This window comes from Aliinostoc maniaoense, from assembly GCF_058172895.1.
Genome location: NZ_CP187952.1, coordinates 3,906,014 through 3,929,115, shown reverse-complemented (window position 1 = coordinate 3,929,115; position 23,102 = coordinate 3,906,014). Strand labels below are relative to the sequence as shown.

Below are 23,102 nucleotides of genomic sequence, written 5' to 3'. Positions count from 1 at the left end.
AGAATTAGAGATAGTTAATATACTAGGTTGTGGGCAACACTAGAATACATGAACCCGATGATTCATCATAATCAAAGTGTCTTTGCTGGTGTAGGGGGTCTGAAACTTTATTATCAAAGTTGGTTTCCAGAGGGCAAAGTCAAAGGGATATTAGTCATTGTGCATGGACTGGGAGGACACAGTGACAAATATAGTCATATAGTTGAGCATTTTGTCCCCAAACATTATGCTATCTATAGTTTAGACCTGCGGGGTCATGGGCGATCGCCTGGTCGTCGTGGTCATATCAATAATTGGGCTGAGTTCCGGGAAGATTTGCAGGCTTTTATTGAGTTAATTTTTAGTCAGCACTCACAACTGCCAGTATTTTTATTAGGTCATAGTCTGGGTGCAGTTATTGTTTTAGATTATGTTTTGCGCTATCCCCAAGCAGCCTTAACATTACAAGGTGTCATTACTTTAGCACCTGCGATCGGTAAAGTTGGCGTGTCCAAATTTCGCTTACTATTAGGCAGATTACTCTCAAGAATTTGGCCTACTTTCACCTTAAATACAGGACTTGACTTAGCAGCCGGTTCAAGAGATGAGAAAGTTATCGCCGCCTACGCCCAAGATACCCTACGTCATACCCTTGGCAGTGCGCGTCTAGCTACAGAATATTTTGCCACCGTTGCCTGGATTTATGATCATGCTCCAGATTGGCAAATCCCATTACTAATTCTCCACGGTGGAGCAGATCGAGTTACCTTACCTGAAGGAAGTGAGATTTTTTACCAGCTTGTTCCTTATCCAGATAAACAGCGAATCGAATACCCAGGAGCATATCACGAATTACAAGACGACCTCAATTACCAACAAGTGTTAACTGATTTAGAAAATTGGTTAGAAAAACACCTGGAATTAATTCGTAATTCGTAATTCGTAATTCGTAATTCGTAATTAAGATTGGGAATGTGTCTCCCTTCTCTTGTCTCCCTTTTCTCCCTTGTCTCCCTTGTCTTCCTTCTCTCCCTTGTCTCCCTTGTCTCCCTTGTCTTCCTTGTCTCCCTTGTCTCCCTTGTCTTCCCAATCCTCAATTTAGTAAATTATGCACTGTTTTTTATCTAGTCCGTTGACTGTAGAGCAATTGACGGTGAAGATTGCAGGCTTATCTGCATCCTTAGAGGGTAAGAAGTTGGTGCATCTATCAGATTTTCACTACGATGGTTTACGACTGTCGGATGCGATGTTAGCAGAAGCGATCGCATTAAGTAACCAAGCACAACCAGATTTAGTATTATTAACTGGTGATTATGTGACTACTACTCCTGAACCAATTCACGAACTTGCTCTACAACTCACTAAACTGCAAAGTAAGTATGGTATTTACGCCATCCTTGGTAATCACGATTTATATTACAAACACTCCAAAGCAGAAATTACTCAGGCAATGACGAATATTGGTATTCATGTCCTGTGGAATGAAATTGCCTATCCTTTGGGAGCAGAATTACCAATAGTAGGAATAGTAGATTATCTCTCCCGTGAATTTAATCCAGCCCAGGTTTTTAACCAATTAAATCCCTCTACACCACGCCTAGTTTTAGCTCATAATCCAGACACTGCCGAATATTTACAACCCTGGCGAGTAGATTTGCAATTATCTGGTCATACTCATGGAGGACAAATTGTTATTCCTGGAATTGGGGCAGTCTTACCCTATCATAAAAAAATCATCCGTAAAATTCCTATCAGAGTGCGGCGGCTGTTACCCTGTCTATTCAAAGAGTTTTTTATCATCCATCATTGGGAATGGTCACAAGGCTTACATCGCATAGGAAACAATCAACTATATGTTAATCGTGGTTTAGGAACTTATTTCCCAGGACGCGTATTTTGCCCACCAGAAGTAACAGTAATCACACTAGAAAAAGAAGATAATATAGGATTGAATGATATTTGATTTCACCTCGGTTAAAAATCGGGTTTCTTGCAAATCCCTCAGCTTAAAACCTTAATCTTTCGTTCAGAAACCCGTTAAAAACAGGGTTTCTTGCAAATCCCTCAACTTAAAACCTTATCTTTCGTTCAGAAACCCGGTTTTTTAGGATGGCGCATCCCAAAGAAATTACTTGCAACTATATCAAAGAGAAGGTAATGTAATTCTACACAAGGCTAGGCGATCGCTCGCAGGTGTACCAAACTCAAATACCGTAGTTGCCTGGTAAACCAGGCTGATATTACCACATCAAATATAAATATGTTGGGTGCGATCGCAGGTGACATTATTGGTTCAGTTTATGAAGGCAAAAGCCTCAAAACTAAATATTTTCCTTTATTTGACAGGCAATGCCGCTTTACTGATGATACGGTGTTAACAGTAGCAGTAGCAGATATTATTCTCCACACCGACCAATTCCCCCCCAGTAGTAAATACATCGATCACTTTAAGTGGTACTACAGTTATTACAAGTATGCTGGCTATGGTCGTAACTTTAGTAACTGGGCTAAATCTAACACTCGTCAACCGTACAACAGTTTTGGTAACGGTGCAGCTATGCGAGTTAGTCCTATTGGTTTTGCTTTTGATGACTTAGAGACTGTACTCAGAGAAGCGAAACGCAGTGCAGAAGTTACCCATAACCACCCAGAAGGCATCAAAGGCGCACAAGCCACAGCCGCAGCCATTTTCCTTGCCCGTACAGGTTATGATCAAGGGGCAATTAAATCGTACATTGAGACAACTTTCGGCTATGACTTAGAACCCACTTTAGAGCAGATTCGACCTACATACCAATACGATGCCACCTGTCCGGGTTCTGTTCCCCAAGCCATAATTGCATTTTTAGAATCAACCAACTTTGAAGATGCTATTCGCAATGCCATCTCCATTGGTGGTGATAGTGACACCATAGCCTGTATTACCGGCGGTATTGCTCAAGCATATTATCGAGGTGTACCACAAGCGATCGCTCAACAAAGTTTATCTCATCTCAATGACCATCTCCGCAATATTACAGAAAAATTTATGTATAAGTATTCCCTTTAGATTAGTCAACATCTTTTGCTTGTCCAATGAATAGCCAAACACACTCTATTTCACCAGATATTTACTCGATTTTAAGTCAAACTCAACGCTTACGAGTTAGCGATGGGGAAATTAAACTCGTTTTAGATGATTGCACTCATACTTCCAAGTTGCTTGTACTAATATGGTCACAATTAGGAGATTTTGATACTTTAGAATACGCTTGGTGGCTACAAAGAGAAAAAGCAGAGATTGCAGCTAGGGGAATTACAATTCGTGCTATTGCCATTGGAAACCGCAATTCAGGAATCAAGTTTTGTGAATATACGGGATTTCCTCAAGAATGGCTGTTTGTGGATGCGAAAGCTGAAATTCACAAGCTTTTAAATCTTTATCCAGGTTTAAATATCCAATTACCTTTGTTATCAACTTCCCAAACAGCTTGGCTGAATTTAATGCTGATGTGCGCCGGAATTGGTAGCCCTGGAACTTTGAAGGAAGTTTTGCGGGGTTATCGAGGTGATAAGAAAGCTCCGCAATTAATTGCTGATGAGGAAGTTGTTAAAGATATACCTTTACCAGCAATCAAAGGTTCATTTTTTCAAGCCGTTGGCAAAAAAGGCTGTCAGCGTCCTTTTGAACTAGCAACCTTGCGTTTACGCAATATGACTGAAGTGTTAAGCAACTGGAAGACTTATGTACCAGATTCATCTTACTTAACACAACGGGGCGCAACTTTTCTATTTGATGCACAAGGAAAATTAATTTATCAACATTGCGATCGCGCTATTCTAGGTTTTGCTGAAAATATGAGCAATCCCTTATCTTTCTTGTATTGGGATCTGTAGTTAACACTGAAGCAGCTACGTATCTCCTTTTCTTGAAAAGCATTACAATAATATTAAAATTTACTATTAGCCACCAATGATTAATCATCAGCTTGAAGAAGAGTCTCAAAAACTAGAAGCACGAGTTGAAACTTTGGAGAAAGAACTCGCAAAAGTTAAACAGACATTAGCTAAATCCCTTAACAGTAAAGAACCCTGGTGGTTAAAAGTTGCGGGTAGCTTTGAAAATGATCCTACTTTTGATGAAGCTATCCGTCTTGGACAAGAATGGCGCAAACTAGCTAAGTAAGGTTGCGAATATTTCATAAATGTATATTTTTGATACTGACCACCTTAGCCTAATTCAGCGTAACGGTATTGAAGGAAAGCGAATTATCACAAGGCTAGCAAACATTGAAGAAATTGAAGTCGCAGTAACTGTGATCACCTACGAAGAGCAACTCAAAGGAAGGCTTGCTGTTTTATCAAAAGCAAAAACTCTAGACGAACAAGTTTCCGCTTATCAATGGTTGCAACAACTTGCAACGGATTACTCCTCTATCGCCATCATCCCTTTTGATCGTACATCTGCCACAGAACATCAACGGTGACGAAAAGCTTATCCTCGTTTGGGAAATATGGATCTGAAAATTGCTGCGATCGCTCTAACTAACAAAGCAATTTTGCTTACTCGTAATGAGTCCGATTTTAGACAAATTTTAGAGCTACAAATAGAAGATTGGTCAAAAGCATAGATAATAGATGATAGTTCTGGTTATAACTCTCACCGGCTTGTGATCAAATTGAAACTCTTGCGGTGAAACTCCAAATTTCTGTTTAAAAGCCTTGGCAAAATAACCCAACTGTGGATAGCCGACACCACTCGCTACTTCTGCAACTTGTATTTTACTACCTGCTAATATTACTTCTATTACTTAGCTGTCACCCTAGGTGAGTTATGACTATTTTCACTAGAGATTTAATAATTTAAACATAATTTATATTACAAAAAATATGGTAGTGTGTACATTGCTCACCCTACAAACATCATCACAAATCCCTAGCAAGTAAATAAGTAAAACCCTCTTTTCTGGGTTAAATTATAAATAATGATATTCCTAGAACTCGTATTACAAAACTTTGGACCTTACGCTGGCAGACAAGTTATAAACCTTGATACAAGAAGTCCAGAAACTTACCATCCAATTATTTTATTAGGTGGCATGAATGGCGGCGGCAAAACCACTCTCATGGATGCTATACGGCTAGCTCTGTATGGTCAACGCGCTCAATGTTCTACTCGTGGTAACTTAAATTATAGTGATTTCTTGACTCAATGTGTTAATAATAAAGCCAACCCGACTGATAAAACCCGAATTGAATTATTATTTGAACACGTTGAAGACGATAAACCAGTCAAATATCGGATTGTGAGAACTTGGGAGAAAAACCCCAAAGATGGTAAGGATACACTGGGAATTTTAGGTGATGATGATACCTGGCCTGTGGATTCTCTAGTAAATATTTGGGATGATTATATAGAAAATCTGCTGCCATTAGGTATTTCTAATTTATTTTTATTTGATGGTGAACAAGTTAAAGAACTCGCAGAACAGGAAACACCACCGCCAATAGTAGTTGAGGCTATTCGGGGACTTTTAGGTTTAGAGTTGGCTGATAAATTAGCTGTTGATTTGGAAATTTTAGTTAATCGCAAACGTAAAGAAATCGCCGACACTAAAGATTTAGCTAATTTACAAGAAATAGAAAACAGATTAAAACAATATCAGGAAGATTATCAACTCATAGAAAATGAATTAGAAAAATTGAAGTATCTCACTGAAGAATTAGAAACTAAACAGCGAGAAACCTTAGATAAATTCATTTCTGAAGGTGGTAAAATTGCCGGACAACGCAATCAGCTAGAACAACAGCAAAAAGATAAAGTATCTAGGGCAGAAGAAATCAGAGAGTCAATGTGTACATTAGCTGCTGATGTTTTACCATTAGCATTCATCCCCAAATTACTGAATCAAGTGCAAGCCCAGGGAACAAAAGAATTTCGTTATCAACAAATCCAATTAGCTAAGGATGTCTTAATTGAGCGAGATCAACGTTTATTAAATTGGCTCAATCAGTTAAAGATTAATCTAGAGCAGATTGATAAAATTGAATCATTCCTCAAGCAAGATGCTGAGAATTTATATACATTTAACTCATCAGAAGCACCTTGGTTATTAGCAGATGAAGAAAGTTTGAGTCAATTAGATAATGTGCAGTATCATTTACCCAATGCTCAAAAATCTGCTCAACAACATTTAGCCAAATTAAAAGATATTGAAGAAGAAATCATTAATTTAGAAAGACAAGTACAGACAGCCGCCGAACCGGAAGCATATAAACAGCTAAGGGAGGCGGTAGAAGATGCCCAAAATCAACTTGCTCAATCCAAGGCTAAATATGAAACCACACGCCAGAATTTAGCCGAATTAGCTGAGATAATTGAACAGACAAAGAAAGAGTTGAAAGAATATACCGATAAAAATATTGACCGTAAAAATAGAGAACATATTATTGATTCAGTGGCAAAAGTGCAAGAAACCTTGAAACTGTTTCGAGAAAAATTAACTTTAAAAAAATTGAATAAATTAGAAGAAGAAGTCAAAAATTGTTTCCTTTATTTGCTGCACAAATCTGATTTAGTACGTACCATTACCATTGATACTAAAACTTTCAGTCTGTCCATTTATGATTTTAATGGTAAACCAGTTCCTAAACATCGCCTGTCAGCAGGGGAAAAACAACTACTAGCGATCGCATTTTTGTGGGGACTAGCCAAAGTTTCCGGCTTACGCTTACCAGTAGCCATTGACACACCCCTTGGTAGACTCGATTCCTCCCACCGCCACAATTTAGTAGAAAAATACTTTCCTGCCGCTAGTCATCAAGTAATATTGCTTTCCACTGATACGGAAATCGGTAAAAAAGAAGTCCAAGCACTGCGAAACAATGAAGCGATCGCCCGTGAATACCTCCTCAAATATGATTCCTCCAACCGCGAAACGACAGTCATAGAAAATAAATACTTTTGGGAGTAGATATTGTCTCAAAAATTGAGTCTAGCAATTTATTTCAAGCTAGATAGTTACAATATATTTAAGTAGCTTGGAAAAAACAATAATTATGGTATCACCACATTTATTAGAAATAGAGCGTGACTTAGGTAATTTATCATTAGAAGAACTAGAATGGCTCTTAGAGCGTATTCAAAAACAAGTGCAGCAAAAACAGCAAAAATCATATAATTTAACTAACAAAGAATACATGAATGCACAATTAACTGCAATGGCTATTGATGTAGATATCCAAACAGAAATTAATGCTATTAATCAAGAGTTTACTTTTACCGAAATGGATGGTTTAGAAAAGCAGTGAGCATCGAGAGAGGAGAAATTTATTTTGTTAACCTGAATCCAGTCTTAGGGCGAGAACAAGCGGGAACACGACCAGTTTTGGTATTATCTATAAATCCTATCAACCAATTACCTTTAGTTGTGACTGTAGTTGTAGGTACAAAAGGAACAAATATTAACCGCGATTATCCAACTAATATCAGAGTTTCTCCTCATGACATTGGATTATTAATAGAAACAGTATTTTTATGTTTTCAAATTCGTTCTTTAGATCCAAATCGCTTTCCTGCTGAACCAACTGGCAAGATTTCGGAATCTAAGATGCTGGAAGTTGAAGCTGCGGTTCGCTATTGTTTGGGTTTGTGATCAAATAAATTCGATATTTACTTAATATTATGGAATCTCCAATAGAAAGAATTAAACTCTCTCAAACTGCAAAAGAGCAATTACTAAAACTCAAACGCAACACTAAAATCGAGCAATGGAATATTCTGTGTCGTTGGGCTTTTTGTCGTTCCCTTGCAGAATCTACACCACCGTCCCCCATTCCCATCCCCCAAGATAGTAATGTGGAAATGACTTGGCGTGTCTTTGGTGGTGAAATGTCAGATATTCTGCTCCTCGCCCTTAAACAACGCTGTCATAATGATGGCTATCCCACCGACAAAGAAACCCTAACTACCCAATTCCGTCTACATTTACATCGGGGTATTGGTTACTTAGCCGGCGATCAAAATATCAAGAAAATTGAAGATTTAATTGCCTTAGTGACTAAAGATTGAAAAGATATTACTAAACACTTTTACCCAGGGAATTGTATCCAATAATTACGAATTACGTTAGCGAAGCGGGACGAAGTCCATTACGAATTACGAATTACGAATTATTCTTATGCCTGAAACGGTAGAAATCGAGCGTCATAGAGCCGCGATCGCTCGCACGGAAATCTCTCGTCCTGTACGATTGGCTATAGAATGGGCAATCCTCAACCAAGACACCAATTTTTTTGATTACGGTTGTGGCTATGGTGGGGATGTGCAACGTCTAACTAACCTCGGCTACAACAGTTTAGGTTGGGATCCTTACTATTATCCCAATGAACCAATCACCTCTGCTGATGTGGTGAACTTAGGTTATGTCCTCAACGTCATAGAAGATATTGAGGAACGCCGCCAAAGCCTCATCCAAGCCTGGGAACTCACCAACAAAGTTTTAATCGTCGCCGCACAAGTATTAATTAATGCTCCCAGCAAAGCCCAACTAGCTTACAGTGATGGCATTGTAACTAGGCGCAATACTTTCCAGAAATATTACGAACAAGAAGAACTGAAAAAATATATTGATGAAGTCTTAAATGTCGATGCTGTGCCAGTAGCACTGGGTGTTTACTTTGTGTTTCGAGACGAAGCCGAAAAAGAAAGCTTCAAAGCTATTCGCTTCTTTTCCCGCACCTCTACACCACGCGTCCGTATTCCTACCAAGCGGTTTGAAGACTATGAAACACAACTCCAACCCCTGATGGAATTTTTCACCCAACGCGGTAGATTACCAGTCAAAGGGGAACTAGACACAGCACAGGAATTACTAGCGGAATTTGGTAACTTTCGCCGCGCCTTTAATGTCATTTTACAAGCCACCGATGAAGCCGAATGGGATGCGATCGCCTACCGTCGTTCTTTAGATATTCAAGTCTACCTCGCCCTTACCCACTTTGATCAACGTCCCCGATTTTCCCAGTTAGCCCCAGCCATGCGCCACGACATCAAAGCCTTCTTTGGTAGCTATGAGGAAGCGTGTACAGTCGCTGATCAAAAATTATTTAGTCTAGGTAAACCAGAAATCATTAAAACCGCGTGTGATAAAAGCAAAATTGGCAAACATACACGGGGTGCGCTTTACGTCCATGTTTCCGCTTTAGCAGCCCTAGACCCCCTACTACGCATTTATGAAGGTTGCGCCAGTCGCACCATTGGACGTGTCGATGGGGCTACCTTGATCAAATATCACATCGACAAACCGCAAATATCCTATCTGTTTTACCCAGACTTCGACACAGACCCCCATCCAGGCTTAACAGCTAGTATCACAATTGACTTAAAAACTTTGTATATCACTCACCGCGATTACAGCAACAGAGCCAATCCCCCTGTACTGCATCGCAAGGAAACCTTTGTCACATCTAGTTATCCTCTGTATGAACAATTTGCCAAACTCACCCAACAAGAACAGGAACTAGGATTACTCCAGCAAAAAACCGAAATTGGTACGCGTGAAGGTTGGAAGAAATGCCTAGCTGCACACGGAGTAGAGATTAGGGGGCATGAAGTGTATTTCATCTCACAAGGTAGGTAGAAACCCCAACGCCAGTTCTCTCAAGTCGGGAAACCCCGCCAGGAGACTGGCTTTCGCTTGTGGGGGCTGTCTTTAATTTTGAATTTTGAATTGAAAGGGCATCAGGGTACAGTCTTGAGTGTGAGTTTCAGCCCCGACAGCAAAATCTGCGCCATCATTGACAGTCATTTTTTGCGGTTGTTAGGAGATTGCTACCATAACAAGATAGTTTCTAGTTTGTTTTGATTTTAGCTTGGAGATATCTGGGCAATATGCGATCGCATCTATCACCATGAAACATAAAAACTTTACTGGCATTTTTACGGAAAGGGGCGCAAGAATAACTGAGTAACGTAGTAAGTATTACCTTCGCGCCAAACTCCTACACCTGTTTCCGTAAATACTGGACGCAAAATATTTTCTCGGTGTCCTGGGCTTTTCATCCAACCTTCAATAGCTGCTGGTACTGGCCGAGGTACATTCTGGCTAGTGAATAAGTTCTCACCGACTGCTGAATACAGAATCCCATCCCTGAGAACTCTTTCTTGTGGTGTGCTACCGTCAGCACCAGTATGGCTAAAGAAATTTTGTTCAGCCATCTGACGGCTATATTTGCGGGCGACTTGCGCTAACTTTTGATTATCTTTGAGTGGCTGAAGCCCATTTTTTTCTCGAACTTGGTTAATCCCTCGGCGAATTTGTGCTTCCATTTGGGAAGTTGTCTCAGACTCAGGCGAAAGTAACGGTTGTGGCGATTGGTTGGCAATAGGTAATGTCGGTAACGGTGGTAAATTTTTTTCAATAGATTCACACCCAGTCAACAAAAATGCGATCGCCAAAGGTGTGCGGAGCATCGCCAACGGTGGTAAACAGCGCATTATATAAGAAATAATCCATTAGATAGTTGTTTTGTTGGTATATTTTCAGTTTTAAATATAGATATGATATTCCTACGACCATTGCAACAGAAAATTTTGAATTTTCACATTTCGCATTTTTAGTAATTGATGTCGTCTCTCTAAACCTTCCCAATGACAGGTAAAAATTCTAATCTGACAACCATTTTTTTGCAATGGTTGCAAATTACTCTATCAGTGTTCTTTCTATCAATAGCAATTATATTAATACTGTTACCTTTCCTTACTATTTTGCAAGTACCTTCATTTAGGTTAGGTAATAGTGATATCTGGCTATTAAATTGGCAAAACACTCAAGAGGTAGGTTTTAACATTGCCTTTAACCCAGTCATGTTACTAGCGATCGCTTCTGTAATTGGTGTGATAGTTATAATTTTCCGCCAACAAAAGCGATGAGTAATAAAGTTATTGTTAGCGTTCTTTAAGTAAGAAATAATAAGTCATGGGTATTTACTCATTACTTATTACTCATTACTCATTACTCATTACTTATTACTCATTACTCATTACTCATTACTCATTTAATCTAGGGTGTTGGCAAGCAGCACAAAGAGAATACGCTTGCCACCATCCCCAATTAAATCAAACTAGCGATCGCTACAATTAAGGCATCTGGATCTACTGGTTTGGGTATGTGTAGTTGAAACCCAGCCGCCATTGCTTGCTGTTGATTGATTTCCCCAGCATAAGCCGTAAGTGCGATCGCCGGAATATTTCCCCCTTGTTGTGGTGGTTGCTCTCTCACTTGACGCATCAACATATAACCATCTATCTCTGGCATTCCTATATCACTAATTAAAATATCTGGCAAGGAGTCAGACAGTATATCTAATGCCTCTGGTGCTGATGTTGCTGCAATAACTTCAACCCCATAGTCTTCTAGAATAAAAGTGATTAAATCTCTGATGTCTGGCTCATCATCTACTACCAAAACCTTTTTTCCTACGAGCAAGGGGGATTGCTGGTGCGTGGGTAAAGGTTGATCATCTTCATCACTCATGGGCTTATCTTTCTGTATTAGTAAATTGATTTAAAACTCGCACCATGTAATTCTACGACTTGACGCGCCCAAAGTGAGTTCTCAACCCCAGCCAGCAAATTTTATTTTAGTTCTGCTGACATCTGCACAAAAGTCATCAAAGACAGAGAAATCTATCTCAAAGGTTGTAGATTGATAGTTATCCTTGAACGCAGGAGGATCATCAGCCTGCTTTCCCAATGCTTCATCAGTACATCTACTTACATGGTTTTGCTTCTAGTCCTCAATCTACCAAAGCGCAAGATATTAGCGATCGCTTTGCTAAAATTCAGATCCCTCTACAAATTCCCGATTTGAATGCTAATGATTTCTCTCAATTAACCATCTCACGTCAAATTCAACAAGTGGTAGCAGAATTTACGGCTGACTCCATACCTATAACCTTGATTGGTTCTAGTTTAGGGGGTTTAACTGCTGCCCACATAGCACAACAATATTTACAAGTAGAACGCTTAATATTACTAGCTCCTGCTTTTGAGTTCTTATCCCATTGGCTGCCCAAATTAGGGGAGGAAGCAATACAGCGTTGGCAACAAGAACAATACCTAATGGTTTACCACTACGGGGAGGAGCGATCGCTGCCTTTAAATTACAATTTTGTCATAGATGCTACTCAGTATTCCCTCACCCAATTACAACGCCCTGTTCCCACATTGATTTTGCATGGCAAACAAGATGAAGTCATTCCCATTACTGCCAGCCGCAATTTTATTAGATCCCGTCCTTGGGTAGAATTAGTAGAACTAAACAGCGATCACGCCCTTGGTAATGTTAAAGAAGAAATTTGGCAAGCAATTAAAAAATTCTGTCAGTTATCTACAGACTAAGTAGCCGTCATGAACTACATACACCAGAACACATGAAAAAGTCTTTCCCTTACACCCCTATACCCTTACACCCCTACACCCCTTTTTCAAGCTAGAACGGTGTAAATAATTAAAGGTTTGTAGTAAGGACTTTAGTTCTTATGAGAGGACTAAAGTCCTTACTACGAACTAAATACAACTTTTTTACATTACATTACTTTACATAGTTTGTTTGTTTCAAGTGGTTCTACTTAAAGGATAGTGAACACAACGGAAAACTACTCCCCCTTGCACCCTGCCCCAATTCCTCTTATCCCATGCCCAATAAATAAAACTATGCTTCCTTTTATTCGTTCAGATTTAGCCCAATTTACCGCTTACAAACCGCACCCCAGCAGCGATACAGCCGCAGCAGTTCCTACGCAGTTAGATCGTCTAGATACAAATGAAAGTCCTTACGATTTGCCATCTGAGTTAAAACAAAAGCTGGCTGGGATTTATCAAGAGATGATCGAAACCAATCGTTATCCTGATGGTGGACATGAAGCCATTAAAAATGCGATCGCTGAATATGTGAATGAATCGGCGGGTATTTCCACATCAGTATTCACTGCTGACAATATCTCTGTCGGTAATGGTTCAGATGAACTCATCCGTTCTTTATTAATTGCTACCTGTCTACAAGGTGCAGGTGCAGTTTTGGTGGCTCATCCTACCTTTTCTATGTACGGGATTTTGGCTAAAACTTTGGGTATTCCTGTTGTGGCAGTTTCCCGAAATCCCACCAACTTTGAAATTGATTTAACAGCCGCTCAATCTGCGATCGCACAAACTCAAAATCCCCCCATTCGAGTTGTGTTTGTAGTTCATCCCAATTCCCCTACAGCTAATCCTTTAACGTCTGATGAATTAACTTGGTTAAGAAGTTTGAGTGAGGAAATTTTGGTGGTAATTGATGAAGCTTATTTTGAATTTAGCCAAACAACTTTGGTAAGTGAATTAGCACAGCATCCTAACTGGATAATTTTACGCACCTTTTCTAAAGCCTTCCGTTTAGCAGCTATGCGTGTTGGTTATTGTATAGCTCATCCAGAAGCGATCGCTATCCTAGAAAAAGTCCGCTTACCTTACAATCTACCTAGTTTTTCCATTGCTGCCGCCCTCATGGCTTTAGAAAATCGTCAAATCTTACTCCAATCAATTCCCCAAACTCTTGATGAACGTACCAAACTAATTACAGCTTTATCTCAAAACCCAGCAATACAAATTACAGAAAGTGCCGCTAACTTTATTTTCCTGCGTCTTCAACCAAAAAATGATCACCCAGAAAATACCACTTTAAAAAATCTTCATCAACAACTCAAAAATCAAGGCACTCTTATCCGTGAAATTAGCGGCGGACTAAGAATTACTATCGGTACACCCGAAGAGAACCGACGCACCCTCAACAGAATCCAAGCCGCCTTAATCAATAGTCCATAGTCATTAATTCTTCACCCCTGCCCCCGTGTCTCCCCTGTCTCCCTTGTCTCCCTTATCTCCCGTGTCTCCCGTGTCTCCCTTGTCTCCCTTATCTCCCTTGTCTCCCCTGTCTCCCGTGTCTCTCTTGTCTCCCTTGTCTCCTCCTGCCCCCTAATTTTGAATTTTGAATTTTGAATTAATTAAGCCCCCTACCCCCTACCCCCCCAACGGCGAACTAATCCCACTGTTTGAGGTAACACTCCCACCAATAAAGCAAAAGCAACATCCGGTAAATTAGTAACCATTTCCTGGGGAAAATATTGTTCAAACTGATCCAGAATTTTTTGCACTCGCTGCTGAGGACTGGGATTTTCTGTGATTTGTTTGATCAACCTAATCCATTGTCGTCTAATCAAATAAGCTTTTTGTCGCTCTTCATAAGATTCTGGTGTCAGTAAAGACAGATTTCCTATGGGAATAACCATTTGGCAATCAGCATCATAATCCCCACCAACTGCCGCTCCTGGCCCAGCAAATTCAGCATGGTAGCGTTTAAAGAGAATTAACCCGTTGCGCTTACGACTATTGACGATAAAAACTTGTCTACTGTGCAAAAATGCCAAGACATCGGAACTGTAACTTTGCTCAGATCCATTTGTCATGACAACCTTGTCAAGGCAACTTGTGTCAGGGTAGTAAGTTGATACCATAGTAACTTGATAGCGGCGGGTTTTTTCGCTATCCATGTTTGCTAAAAGTTTTGAGTAGTGTAAGTTTGGGAATCCAGGATGGACACACTTGATGAAATCTCCACCTGGTTTTTGCTCTTTCTTTAGTAAACAGAATTGTTTAGTCAATTTTAACTAAAATTAAAAATGACAGACATGAGACTGCCATTAAGTAATCACATTCTATGTGATTTAACTAAATTTGTCTGCCGATTAATTGCCAAAACCTTTAAAGTTTCTATGAAGATCAATATCTTGATTAATAAGTTTGTATGAGGAAATTAATTGAATTTCATAGTGATTTTACTGAGGCGACAATTATAGTTGAAATTTTCTATTGGACAATATTTAAGACTCGGATTTTAAATTCAATCTATCTAACATAATATGGTAAAACCAAAATATTTTTTTATATAAATATTTCTTAAAGTTCAGTCAAAATAATTTTATAAAAATTCTAGATCAAGTTTAATTAGGAATCAATACGCTTAAACAATCTCAAAAATAGTAGTGTAAGTAAGCATTTCATCCGGCCAGCAAGCATTCAAATCCTAGACATCTACAATATAGTCGATAACGGTTATAGCCCCATATATTTTGACCAAAACTTTAAGGTATAGCCATCAATATTTCTGATATAAAACGTAGGTATATGCTTTTATAAGTCAAAAAATTCTGATTTTTTAGTTGATATAGATGCTGAATTTAAACAAAATAACGATTCATTCCTCCAAAAATAGAGTAATTGCTAGTTAGCGATTTATCCCCCAAAAAAGAATATTTAGATAATGGCATCTAGGTTGAGATGTTTATGCAATAAAAGCTGCCGTGATTGCCTCAAAAAGAATATATTCAAGTTCGGTTCTACGGTGTGTACTTGATATCCCAGTTTGAAATAAAGCTGGCGCGCCTGATAATTATGTTCTAAAACATGGAGATATAGACGATCAAATCCCCATTCCCGTGAAACCTGTTCACAGCTAACAAGTAATTGTGATGCCACACCATGCCTGCGGTATTCTGGGTGAACTGCTAAGTTGGATAAATAAAGGAAACTTCTTCCCACCTGTGTCCAAGGATCACTGAAACGCACACCCATTTCCACAGTACCGACTAATTGATGTGTGGAGTTAGCATCAGTGTTTACCGCCACTAAACAAATATGATGAGGTGATGAAGATGATAGACGATGTTTCAAGTCTTCATAAATACCCAAGCGTAGTAGCGGGAAACTCCATCCCCAAAAACCGTTTTGAGAATGAAAACTTTCGGCAATAATTTGGGCAACACCCCTCAAATCACCAGATGTAGCAGGGCGAATTTGGAAGTGATGGCCACTTGGTGCAGCAGATGCTGCTGTGACTTGTTTTTGGTGGAATGGGTCAGAAAACCAGTATTTCAAGGCTAGTTAGGTGTTGTTTAGTATTGATGTATGTCAACGAAAATCTTCTCAAATATCCTAGAACAAGTAAGAATATAGTAGCCTAGCAAATTAATATGGTTGCTAAGATCAGCATAACTAAGTACCCGTAATGAATTGCGTATACCAGGAAACATGAAACTAGGGAGAGGGGAGCAAAATTTATCAGTGGACGGTGGACGCTTGCTTTAACCACCTTGGCTGCCTTTCTCAAGCCCCAGTCCCCAATCCCAGGGTGATCATCGTTTTCTTGATCAAATTTACTTCAAACTGTTAGTGCGAATGCAACAACGGGAAAACTTAACAAGTAGCTTCATATAGTTTTTAACTAGGCTGATTGCTGCTCATAGTATCCTGGTGTTTATTACTGGAGGTGAGGCAATATTTGAACAGTCAGTATCAAATCCATAACACGATCACTGATAATGAGACTAACTGCACTGCCCTAACGCCAATGGCAATCCTGACAAGCCATTGAAGTTAATTACTGTGAATAGTTCCATACTCAGCATTTATGTAGCCACATAGCTATATTGGTTACAATGCTTTGTTATCAACTGACTCAGCAAAATTCTTACCTGATCAGATTATCCTTTATCCGACTGCCGTTACAGCAGGAAAGCGGTGCATGAAATCCCAATTAAACAGTAAGCCTAAAATTTTGGTTGTTGACGATGAACCAGACAACCTTGACTTGCTTTACCGCACCTTCTATCGAGACTACAAGGTGCTGAGGGCAACATCTGGCCCTGCGGCTCTGGATCTGCTGGCGCAAGAGGGAGAGGTGGCAGTAATTATCTCTGATCAGCGTATGCCGATCATGAGTGGTACGGAATTTTTAAGCTTAACAGCAACTCAATATCCAGATATTATTCGGATTATTTTAACTGGCTACACTGATGTTGAAGACTTAGTAGAAGCAATTAACTCTGGTAAAGTATTCAAATATGTTACTAAACCCTGGGAAGCTGAAGAACTCAAGGGAGTAGTTCGTCAAGCTCTTGATACTCATAATGTCCTCAAAGCGCGCACCCGTGAATTAACCCGGACATTGCGTCAAGAATCTCTACTCAACACTATTACAAATACAATTCGCAGTGCTTTAGATTATCGACAAATTTTACAAGCCATTGTCGATACAGTTGGTGAGATGTTGGAGGTAGATGTTTGTCTATTGCGCCCATTTCAAGATGAACAATTAGTAGATGAAGGATTTATCTACCAAAGAGTGACTGCACAAGCAACCCAGGGGGAGGTGAACACACACCTAACACCAGCGCAAATCAATAGCCCTGCTCCCGTGCCACTTCTAGCTCAGACAGTTTGGGAAACTCGTGAAGTGCAGGTAATCAATGATGTCTTGGGTGATGAGCGCATTTATGGGGATACTTCTGAACTGCAAAACAGAGCTAAGGCTTTTGAGGCGGCGAATATCTCCTCTAGCTTAGTTGTACCCTTGCTTTGGCAACAGCAATTGATGGCGGTGCTAGCTTTACACCAGTGCGGCCAATCTCGGATCTGGGGATCTGAAGAAGTGCAGTTAGTATTAATGGTGGCGGATCAAGCGGCTCTTGCATTATCACAAGCTTACGCCTATGAGCAAGTACGTGCTTTGGCGAAAAGAGAAGCGTTAATTAATACAATTACCACAGCAATTCGTTCGAGTTTAAATCCACAAGATATTTTTGCAGCGATTACCCAGCAATTAGGACAAGCCTTACAAGTAGATGGCTGTGTTTTGTCTTTGTGGTCAGAGGAAGATGAGTATGTGCAGTATGTGGGTTTATATGATAGTTCTGAGCCTATAGAGAATTATGGCTCAGTCAATGTAGATAAAGAATATAGTGGCAATTATGAATTAACTATTCCTGGATTATCTGAATCCCAAGTACCGATTCGGGAAAATGAGATTTTGCAAGAAATTATAGAGACACATGAGCCTGTAGTCATTGATGACTTGAATAATTATGGTTTTGAAATTCAAGGTTTTGATTTACCGGGGAAACAACCAGCCCGATCGCTAATGGTAGTTCCTTTAGTAGCTGATGGTAAATGTATTGGTAGTATTACCCTCACAGAAGGTAGCAAAACCAGACGCTGGTTATTATCGGATATTGAGTTAGCAAAAACTGTAGCCGCACAAGCTGCGATCGCAGTACAACAATCCCACCTCTATCAAAAAACCCGTGAGCAAGCGGAACGCCTGTTAGAGCTAGATAAGCAAAAAACCGAATTTTTCCAAAATATTTCCCATGAATTTCGCACCCCAATTACTTTAATTCAAGGGCCATTAGAGTCGGCTGTGAGTACGGGAGAGGGATTATCCTATGACCAAAGTGCGATCGCTTTACGTAACTCTCGCCGATTACTGCGACTAGTGAATCAACTACTAGATTTACAACGCTTAGACGCTGGCAGGATGCAACCGAGTTTTCGTCCTAGCGACTTAGTGGAGTTTGTCAGTCAAATCGTTGAATCCTTTCGCCCCTATTGTGAGAAAAAGTCTCTAGAGCTTGTCAGTGACTTTAGCGAATGTCCCACCGTTTATTTAGATATGGAAAAATTTGACAAGGTCGTTTATAACCTCCTGTCAAATGCCATGAAATTTACACCGGAAGGTGGTAGAATTACTGTTAAAGTCAAAACTGTAGGTCATCGCTGCTTACTACAGGTACAAGATACAGGTATCGGTATAGCCCAAGAACAAATTCCCCATTTATTTGAGCGATTCCGTCAAGCCGAGGGTTCGGAAAATCGCTCCTATGAAGGCAGTGGTCTAGGTTTAGCTCTAGTAAAAGAATTAGTAGAAGTACATGGCGGTCAAGTTACAGTCGAATCAGTTTACGGTCAAGGTACAACCTTTAATTTATGGTTGGTAGCTGGTAATGCTCACTTACCCGCCCAGCAGGTAACAGAAACTCGTGTAGAAGTTAATACCAGCCGTGCGAAAGTGGAATTAGCAGACTTAGAACTGGTAGAAGCAACTCCAGACAATATTGAAGGTATAGATTTATCAGCATTAATTGAGTCGAAAAATCACCAACAGGAAGTTACAGAACTCGCAGCCAGCGATCGCTCTGGTTACTCTATCCTAGTTGTAGATGACAATGGGGATCTCCGCACCTACGTATCGGAAATCCTGCGGCGTAGTGGCTATCAAGTGCAGACAGCGCGTAACGGTTATGAAGGCTTTGGTAAAGCTCAAGCAATCACACCCAACTTAATTGTTACTGACTTGATGATGCCGATGGTGACAGGATTGGAGATGATTCGGATGATTCGCAGTGAGGAAAAACTCAAAGGAACACCAATTATCTTACTAACAGCCAAAGTTGACGAAGAAACCCGCATCGAAGGGACAGAACATGGTGCAGATGCTTATTTAGCCAAGCCATTTAATGATCGGGAACTTCTGGCAGAGGTTCGCAATCTTCTAGCTTTGAAAGAAAACGAGCGACGAGTTTTGGAGCTAAATACTTATCTGACAGAATCAGTTTTAAAACGTTTTTTGCCACCTACATTGGTGGCGAAAGCAGCTGCTGGTTCTTTAAGTCTAGATTTACGCCCAGAACCACGCTTAATTACAGTATTATTTAGCGACATTGTCGGATTTACTCAGTTAGCTAATACCCTCAGATCCCGACGGGTAGCAGAATTACTGAATGAATATTTAGAAGCAATGACTAAAGGAGTGTTTGATAACGGCGGTACAGTAGATAAATTTATGGGAGATGCCATTTTAGCTTTGTATGGTGCGCCAGAAGAACTCACACCGAATGAACAGGTACGCCGAGCCGTGAATACAGCCAGAGCTATGCACAAATCATTAGCCAAATTAAATGAGAAATGGCAAAACCAAGGTATATTTGATGCTGATCAGCCCAATGGAGTGCAGTTTCGCTGCGGTATTCACCAAGGTACGGCGGTTGTAGGGATGTTTGGCAGTGCCGAACGAGCAGATTATACTGCGATCGGGCCAAGTGTGAATATTGCTGCTAGATTGCAAGCAGCAGCAGTTCCCGGTAGTATTTTGGTGTCTGCTGCCGTAGCTGATTATTTACAAGATGAAGAAATCACTAAAGGTAGTCCCCTCAAACTCAAAGGAGTTGATGAAACCGTATTAACTTTTGTTGTCACACCATGAGGAGACAGGGGGGCAGGGAGCAGGGGGCAGGGGGAGCAGAGAAGAACGTAATAACTCAACACTAAACACTCCCCACGCCTCCCACACTCCCCACACCTCCCACACTTCCCACTCAGTACTCAGCACTCGAATTATGACAACATCGGTGGCGGATAAAAGTCCCATTTCAGCCAAAGCCAGGCGGCGACATCAAGACCCGCCTGGTTTGTGGATGATTGTGGCTATAGCTTCAGTATCTATTCATGTGGTAGCTTTTTGGTTAATGCGATCGCAGCCTCATGGTTTTAGACCTTGGTTTCCAGAACAAAAACAAACAATTGTTCCTATTGAGTTGGTAGAAATTTCGCCTCAAGAATCAACCACTAAACCACAAGCACCACCAGTAAAAACTACACCAGAGGCAGCACCCACATCCACCAGGCAAAATGATCAAGGCATAAATTTTGACAATACTGTTCAAGCAGACAACAAGACGGATACGTCTCAACCTAATACACAAATCTTTACTCCACCAACTCCAGAACCGACACCAACTCCTACACCCCAACCAGAAATCACATCTACACCAACTCCTACACCAACTCCAGAACCGACACCAACTTCTACATCCCAACCAGAAATCACCTCTACACCAACTCCAGAACCGACACCAACTCCTACAATTCCATTGGGTGAACGTCCTTGGGAACGTCGTCAAGATATTGAATTGGGTAAGGGAACGCCTTTACCATCAGATACTCCATCTGTAACACCAGAAGAAATCACTGAGTCAGAAGCAGTAGAAGACAAAACCCCACGTACTCAAGATGAAGAAACTGCAAATACCTCTACACAAGAGCCTCCACCTACGGGGAATCAAGAAACCGTTAATAATTCTGGTGATGATAATTCTACTTCTGCTGGAGAATCCACCAATAATTCTAATAATGTAGATACTCCATCTAATCCCAATGAAGAACTAGCTAATAATTCTAGTGATACTAGTTCATCTAACCCTGAAACTACCAATACTCCAACTGCGGAAAATTCACCTACAACTAATACTGGCGGATTTATCGCTAATGTAATGCCTATAGAAGATAATGAAGCCCGCCAACTTGTACAGCAAGGTAAAATTACAAACAGAGATATTCCTAGTGTTTTTGCTGTGTACCAAGGAAGCAGTACAAAATCTTTAGACGATAGTTCCAGCTATCTTCCCAGCAACTCTCCCCTTCAGCCTGCAACTTTGTTAGTTAGTTTATTAATTGATCAAAATGGCCAGGTTCAAGAAGCTGAAGTTTTAGAACTGCCAAATGATTTACAACCAGAAAAAAGTTTATACAGCCAACTTGTCAACGACCTGTTCAAAAATGACAGGTGTACCCCAGCTAAAAGTCAGGATGGTATATCATTAGACTTGAGCAATTGTTATATATGGGTTGATATCAAGTCCGTAGCAGCTAATTAAATACTTGAATTGCTGATAAAATTGTGCTATATTAGAGCAGTTGTAAATTTGCGGGCGTAGTTTAGTGGTAAAACTATAGCCTTCCAAGCTATTAATGCGGGTTCGATTCCCGCCGCCCGCTTAAAGACTAAAACCCTTGTGAGGTAAGCCCTACAAGGGTTTTTTGCATTTATCGAATAGTTATTTTAATAGTACATACGCACCAAAAATTGATAAAAATTTGGGGTGGTTTAGGTTATTTTGGGTGTAAAGTGGGTGTAAACTGGGTGTAGCGAACATATGTACTAAAATAAACGAAAAACAATTAAATATGTACAGTAAGACACCTAAAGGGAAAGTACCCAAGGGAAGTGTTTCGATTATTGATTCCAATGGTAGGTTACAGCTACGGTTTCGCTATGGAGGGAAAAGGTATTATCTATCGCTTGGTTTACCCGATACAAAAATAAACCGTAAAGCAGCAGAAGCCAAGAAAAATCAGATTGAATTGGATATTGCGTCAGGAAATTTTGATCCAAGTCTGACTCAGCACTCAGCACTGCCGAACCTGACATTAGGGACTTCCAAGAAATAAATTACTCAGCAAAAATCATAATTTGATATCTATAAAATAATGATTATCATTATTATGCTTTGGGGATTTTATTTCTTGGAAGTCCCTACCCGCAATCTCCCTTTGGGTAGGTACTGGTGATTATATACACGCTTAACCGAATTTAATAATTTTTTTCCACAGCTTCGAAATCTGGGTTTGGGCTGACCACTGATGATTCTCCATAGACCATGAAGGACTTAGTTAAACCAAAAAACTTTTCTTCATAAAGTTGCCCTCCAGGAAACAGATTCAGGAATTGTCTCTTACTCAATAACTTGATTGAAGTGGCTATACTTCTAGCCAACCGTTTATCTGTCACCTTGTCGTACCATCCAAGTGCGAAATTGGTTAGTAGCCATACACGAAGATTTACTGGTAGAAATTGGAAGAAAGGAAAAATAAAGTGGGGTTCAATCGGAAAGAAAAGATTAGGCGTTTGAACAAAATATTTTTTCCCTACTCGCATTACTTCATTCGCCATCTGACGCTGTTTATCATAATCGCCTACGTGTTCAATCACTGAATTTGAAAAAACTATATCAAATTCATTTGCTGGAAACTCCAGCATATTTGTCGCATCTCCAATCACTTGTTTTATAATTGGAGATTTTGAGATTTTTGCAGGAGGTTCTACATTTAGTAAAATAATTTTTATATCTTTAATTTCTTCACTCAAAAAACCTAAAGTATCCCAAAAGTTTAGTGTTCCCCCAACATCGAGTATTTTTATCGGAGAGGGCATTGATTCTAATATAGATATGAATAAAGAGAAACGCTTCTTTCTAAGTTTAGTTGCCCACGAGTTATTGAGGGTATGATCATATATTTTTTTTGTGAAATTATACATATTCTGCTTATAACTCCAAAAAATATTTTATCTACTGCTGATTATTTGGTCTAGATGGCTGAAAAAACTATTTTTGATCAACGGATCAAATCTAATCTTTTATTTTCGACTCACATT

General features: G+C 39.9%; 24 protein-coding genes and 1 tRNA gene. 18 read left to right on the top strand and 7 right to left on the bottom strand.

Annotated elements, in window-relative coordinates:
• The first annotated feature begins 57 nt into the window (after positions 1–57).
• Entirely contained in the window at positions 58–918 is an 861-nt protein-coding gene (locus ACPZ3T_RS16990; RefSeq protein ID WP_490277250.1) for an alpha/beta hydrolase, read from the top strand.
• Here the strand turns inward: ACPZ3T_RS16990 and ACPZ3T_RS16985 are convergent.
• Complete coding sequence (locus ACPZ3T_RS16985) at positions 845–1,069, bottom strand: hypothetical protein (RefSeq protein WP_490270651.1); 225 nt, start codon at positions 1,067–1,069, stop codon at positions 845–847. The genes ACPZ3T_RS16990 and ACPZ3T_RS16985 overlap by 74 nt on opposite strands.
• An 18-nt stretch (positions 1,070–1,087) precedes the next feature.
• Here ACPZ3T_RS16985 and ACPZ3T_RS16980 point away from each other — a divergent pair, with 18 nt between their 5' ends.
• From ACPZ3T_RS16980 to ACPZ3T_RS16960, 5 genes are all read left to right on the top strand, one after another.
• The gene (locus ACPZ3T_RS16980) at positions 1,088–1,942 is read left to right on the top strand and encodes a metallophosphoesterase (protein ID WP_490270650.1); all 855 of its coding nucleotides are present in this window, start codon (positions 1,088–1,090) and stop codon (positions 1,940–1,942) included.
• Between the two features lie 297 nt (positions 1,943–2,239).
• Positions 2,240–3,028 (top strand): ADP-ribosylglycohydrolase family protein, encoded by a 789-nt coding sequence (locus ACPZ3T_RS16975; protein ID WP_490270649.1) that lies wholly within the window; start codon positions 2,240–2,242, stop codon positions 3,026–3,028.
• A gap of 26 nt (positions 3,029–3,054) precedes the next feature.
• Complete coding sequence (locus ACPZ3T_RS16970) at positions 3,055–3,855, top strand: peroxiredoxin-like family protein (RefSeq protein ID WP_490270648.1); 801 nt, start codon at positions 3,055–3,057, stop codon at positions 3,853–3,855.
• Between the two features lie 76 nt (positions 3,856–3,931).
• The gene (locus ACPZ3T_RS16965) at positions 3,932–4,144 is read left to right on the top strand and encodes a hypothetical protein (protein ID WP_490270647.1); all 213 of its coding nucleotides are present in this window, start codon (positions 3,932–3,934) and stop codon (positions 4,142–4,144) included.
• 19 nt (positions 4,145–4,163) lie between these two features.
• On the top strand, positions 4,164–4,445 hold the full coding sequence (locus ACPZ3T_RS16960) for a type II toxin-antitoxin system VapC family toxin (protein ID WP_490270646.1): 282 nt from the start codon (positions 4,164–4,166) through the stop codon (positions 4,443–4,445).
• Between the two features lie 132 nt (positions 4,446–4,577).
• Here ACPZ3T_RS16960 and ACPZ3T_RS16955 read toward each other — a convergent pair whose 3' ends face one another.
• Complete coding sequence (locus ACPZ3T_RS16955; RefSeq protein ID WP_490270645.1) at positions 4,578–4,697, bottom strand: hypothetical protein; 120 nt, start codon at positions 4,695–4,697, stop codon at positions 4,578–4,580.
• 246 nt (positions 4,698–4,943) lie between these two features.
• Between ACPZ3T_RS16955 and dndD the strand changes: the two genes are divergently transcribed.
• The 5 genes from dndD to ACPZ3T_RS16930 all read left to right on the top strand — a co-directional run bounded on the left by dndD (position 4,944) and on the right by ACPZ3T_RS16930 (position 9,599).
• Positions 4,944–6,932 carry a DNA sulfur modification protein DndD gene (gene dndD, locus ACPZ3T_RS16950; RefSeq protein WP_490270644.1) on the top strand — a complete coding sequence of 663 codons (1,989 nt, stop codon included), beginning with the start codon at positions 4,944–4,946 and terminating at the stop codon, positions 6,930–6,932.
• Between the two features lie 85 nt (positions 6,933–7,017).
• On the top strand, positions 7,018–7,269 hold the full coding sequence (locus tag ACPZ3T_RS16945) for a hypothetical protein (protein WP_490270643.1): 252 nt from the start codon (positions 7,018–7,020) through the stop codon (positions 7,267–7,269).
• Entirely contained in the window at positions 7,266–7,613 is a 348-nt protein-coding gene (locus ACPZ3T_RS16940; RefSeq protein ID WP_490270642.1) for a type II toxin-antitoxin system PemK/MazF family toxin, read from the top strand. The genes ACPZ3T_RS16945 and ACPZ3T_RS16940 overlap by 4 nt, the downstream gene beginning before the upstream one ends.
• Positions 7,614–7,642: 29 nt before the next feature.
• Positions 7,643–8,029 (top strand): DNA sulfur modification protein DndE, encoded by a 387-nt coding sequence (gene dndE, locus ACPZ3T_RS16935; RefSeq protein ID WP_490270641.1) that lies wholly within the window; start codon positions 7,643–7,645, stop codon positions 8,027–8,029.
• A gap of 109 nt (positions 8,030–8,138) precedes the next feature.
• Complete coding sequence (locus ACPZ3T_RS16930) at positions 8,139–9,599, top strand: DNA phosphorothioation-associated putative methyltransferase (RefSeq protein ID WP_490270640.1); 1,461 nt, start codon at positions 8,139–8,141, stop codon at positions 9,597–9,599.
• Between the two features lie 299 nt (positions 9,600–9,898).
• Here ACPZ3T_RS16930 and ACPZ3T_RS16925 read toward each other — a convergent pair whose 3' ends face one another.
• Entirely contained in the window at positions 9,899–10,456 is a 558-nt protein-coding gene (locus ACPZ3T_RS16925; RefSeq protein WP_490270639.1) for a CAP domain-containing protein, read from the bottom strand.
• A 153-nt stretch (positions 10,457–10,609) separates the two neighbouring features.
• On the opposite strand from ACPZ3T_RS16925, the gene ACPZ3T_RS16920 reads away from it, so the two are divergent.
• On the top strand, positions 10,610–10,891 hold the full coding sequence (locus ACPZ3T_RS16920; protein WP_490270638.1) for a hypothetical protein: 282 nt from the start codon (positions 10,610–10,612) through the stop codon (positions 10,889–10,891).
• Between the two features lie 181 nt (positions 10,892–11,072).
• Here the strand turns inward: ACPZ3T_RS16920 and ACPZ3T_RS16915 are convergent, their stop codons facing one another.
• On the bottom strand, positions 11,073–11,495 hold the full coding sequence (locus ACPZ3T_RS16915; RefSeq protein WP_490270637.1) for a response regulator: 423 nt from the start codon (positions 11,493–11,495) through the stop codon (positions 11,073–11,075).
• Positions 11,496–11,713: 218 nt separating this feature from the next.
• Here ACPZ3T_RS16915 and ACPZ3T_RS16910 point away from each other — a divergent pair, with 218 nt between their 5' ends.
• Entirely contained in the window at positions 11,714–12,361 is a 648-nt protein-coding gene (locus ACPZ3T_RS16910) for a YqiA/YcfP family alpha/beta fold hydrolase (RefSeq protein ID WP_490270636.1), read from the top strand.
• Between the two features lie 315 nt (positions 12,362–12,676).
• Positions 12,677–13,822: a histidinol-phosphate transaminase gene (locus ACPZ3T_RS16905; RefSeq protein ID WP_490277249.1), complete on the top strand. Its 1,146-nt coding sequence runs from the start codon at positions 12,677–12,679 to the stop codon at positions 13,820–13,822.
• A 188-nt stretch (positions 13,823–14,010) separates the two neighbouring features.
• Here the strand turns inward: ACPZ3T_RS16905 and ACPZ3T_RS16900 are convergent, their stop codons facing one another.
• Positions 14,011–14,547, bottom strand: a complete 537-nt coding sequence (locus ACPZ3T_RS16900; protein ID WP_490270635.1) for a hypothetical protein — start codon at positions 14,545–14,547, stop codon at positions 14,011–14,013.
• A 763-nt stretch (positions 14,548–15,310) separates the two neighbouring features.
• Positions 15,311–15,931 carry a GNAT family N-acetyltransferase gene (locus ACPZ3T_RS16895; protein WP_490270634.1) on the bottom strand — a complete coding sequence of 207 codons (621 nt, stop codon included), beginning with the start codon at positions 15,929–15,931 and terminating at the stop codon, positions 15,311–15,313.
• 646 nt (positions 15,932–16,577) lie between these two features.
• Here ACPZ3T_RS16895 and ACPZ3T_RS16890 point away from each other — a divergent pair.
• From ACPZ3T_RS16890 to ACPZ3T_RS16875, 4 genes are all read left to right on the top strand, one after another.
• The gene (locus ACPZ3T_RS16890; RefSeq protein ID WP_490270633.1) at positions 16,578–20,093 is read left to right on the top strand and encodes a response regulator; all 3,516 of its coding nucleotides are present in this window, start codon (positions 16,578–16,580) and stop codon (positions 20,091–20,093) included.
• On the top strand, positions 20,077–21,543 hold the full coding sequence (locus tag ACPZ3T_RS16885; RefSeq protein WP_490270632.1) for a hypothetical protein: 1,467 nt from the start codon (positions 20,077–20,079) through the stop codon (positions 21,541–21,543). The genes ACPZ3T_RS16890 and ACPZ3T_RS16885 overlap by 17 nt, the downstream gene beginning before the upstream one ends.
• Before the next feature lie 50 nt (positions 21,544–21,593).
• Positions 21,594–21,664: transfer RNA gene (locus ACPZ3T_RS16880), tRNA-Gly, on the top strand.
• Positions 21,665–21,853: 189 nt separating this feature from the next.
• Positions 21,854–22,117, top strand: coding sequence for an Arm DNA-binding domain-containing protein (locus ACPZ3T_RS16875; protein ID WP_490270631.1), 264 nt, complete (start codon positions 21,854–21,856; stop codon positions 22,115–22,117).
• Positions 22,118–22,259: 142 nt separating this feature from the next.
• On the opposite strand, the gene ACPZ3T_RS16870 is transcribed toward ACPZ3T_RS16875, so the two are convergent.
• Positions 22,260–22,880: a class I SAM-dependent methyltransferase gene (locus tag ACPZ3T_RS16870; RefSeq protein WP_490270630.1), complete on the bottom strand. Its 621-nt coding sequence runs from the start codon at positions 22,878–22,880 to the stop codon at positions 22,260–22,262.
• Between the last annotated feature and the right edge of the window lie 222 nt (positions 22,881–23,102).

Coding starts and splice junctions, on each gene's coding strand:
- ACPZ3T_RS16975 (WP_490270649.1), top strand. CDS start 2,240: ATGTTGGGTGCGATCGCAGGTGACATTATTGGTTCAGTTTATGAAGGC.
- ACPZ3T_RS16875 (WP_490270631.1), top strand. CDS start 21,854: ATGTACAGTAAGACACCTAAAGGGAAAGTACCCAAGGGAAGTGTTTCG.
- ACPZ3T_RS16915 (WP_490270637.1), bottom strand. CDS start 11,495: ATGAGTGATGAAGATGATCAACCTTTACCCACGCACCAGCAATCCCCC.
- dndE (WP_490270641.1), top strand. CDS start 7,643: ATGGAATCTCCAATAGAAAGAATTAAACTCTCTCAAACTGCAAAAGAG.
- ACPZ3T_RS16900 (WP_490270635.1), bottom strand. CDS start 14,547: ATGGATAGCGAAAAAACCCGCCGCTATCAAGTTACTATGGTATCAACT.
- ACPZ3T_RS16945 (WP_490270643.1), top strand. CDS start 7,018: ATGGTATCACCACATTTATTAGAAATAGAGCGTGACTTAGGTAATTTA.
- ACPZ3T_RS16990 (WP_490277250.1), top strand. CDS start 58: ATGATTCATCATAATCAAAGTGTCTTTGCTGGTGTAGGGGGTCTGAAA.
- ACPZ3T_RS16910 (WP_490270636.1), top strand. CDS start 11,714: ATGCTTCATCAGTACATCTACTTACATGGTTTTGCTTCTAGTCCTCAA.
- ACPZ3T_RS16960 (WP_490270646.1), top strand. CDS start 4,164: ATGTATATTTTTGATACTGACCACCTTAGCCTAATTCAGCGTAACGGT.
- ACPZ3T_RS16970 (WP_490270648.1), top strand. CDS start 3,055: ATGAATAGCCAAACACACTCTATTTCACCAGATATTTACTCGATTTTA.
- ACPZ3T_RS16980 (WP_490270650.1), top strand. CDS start 1,088: ATGCACTGTTTTTTATCTAGTCCGTTGACTGTAGAGCAATTGACGGTG.
- ACPZ3T_RS16870 (WP_490270630.1), bottom strand. CDS start 22,880: ATGCCCTCTCCGATAAAAATACTCGATGTTGGGGGAACACTAAACTTT.
- ACPZ3T_RS16905 (WP_490277249.1), top strand. CDS start 12,677: ATGCTTCCTTTTATTCGTTCAGATTTAGCCCAATTTACCGCTTACAAA.
- ACPZ3T_RS16920 (WP_490270638.1), top strand. CDS start 10,610: ATGACAGGTAAAAATTCTAATCTGACAACCATTTTTTTGCAATGGTTG.
- dndD (WP_490270644.1), top strand. CDS start 4,944: ATGATATTCCTAGAACTCGTATTACAAAACTTTGGACCTTACGCTGGC.
- ACPZ3T_RS16925 (WP_490270639.1), bottom strand. CDS start 10,456: ATGCGCTGTTTACCACCGTTGGCGATGCTCCGCACACCTTTGGCGATC.
- ACPZ3T_RS16930 (WP_490270640.1), top strand. CDS start 8,139: ATGCCTGAAACGGTAGAAATCGAGCGTCATAGAGCCGCGATCGCTCGC.
- ACPZ3T_RS16965 (WP_490270647.1), top strand. CDS start 3,932: ATGATTAATCATCAGCTTGAAGAAGAGTCTCAAAAACTAGAAGCACGA.
- ACPZ3T_RS16890 (WP_490270633.1), top strand. CDS start 16,578: ATGAAATCCCAATTAAACAGTAAGCCTAAAATTTTGGTTGTTGACGAT.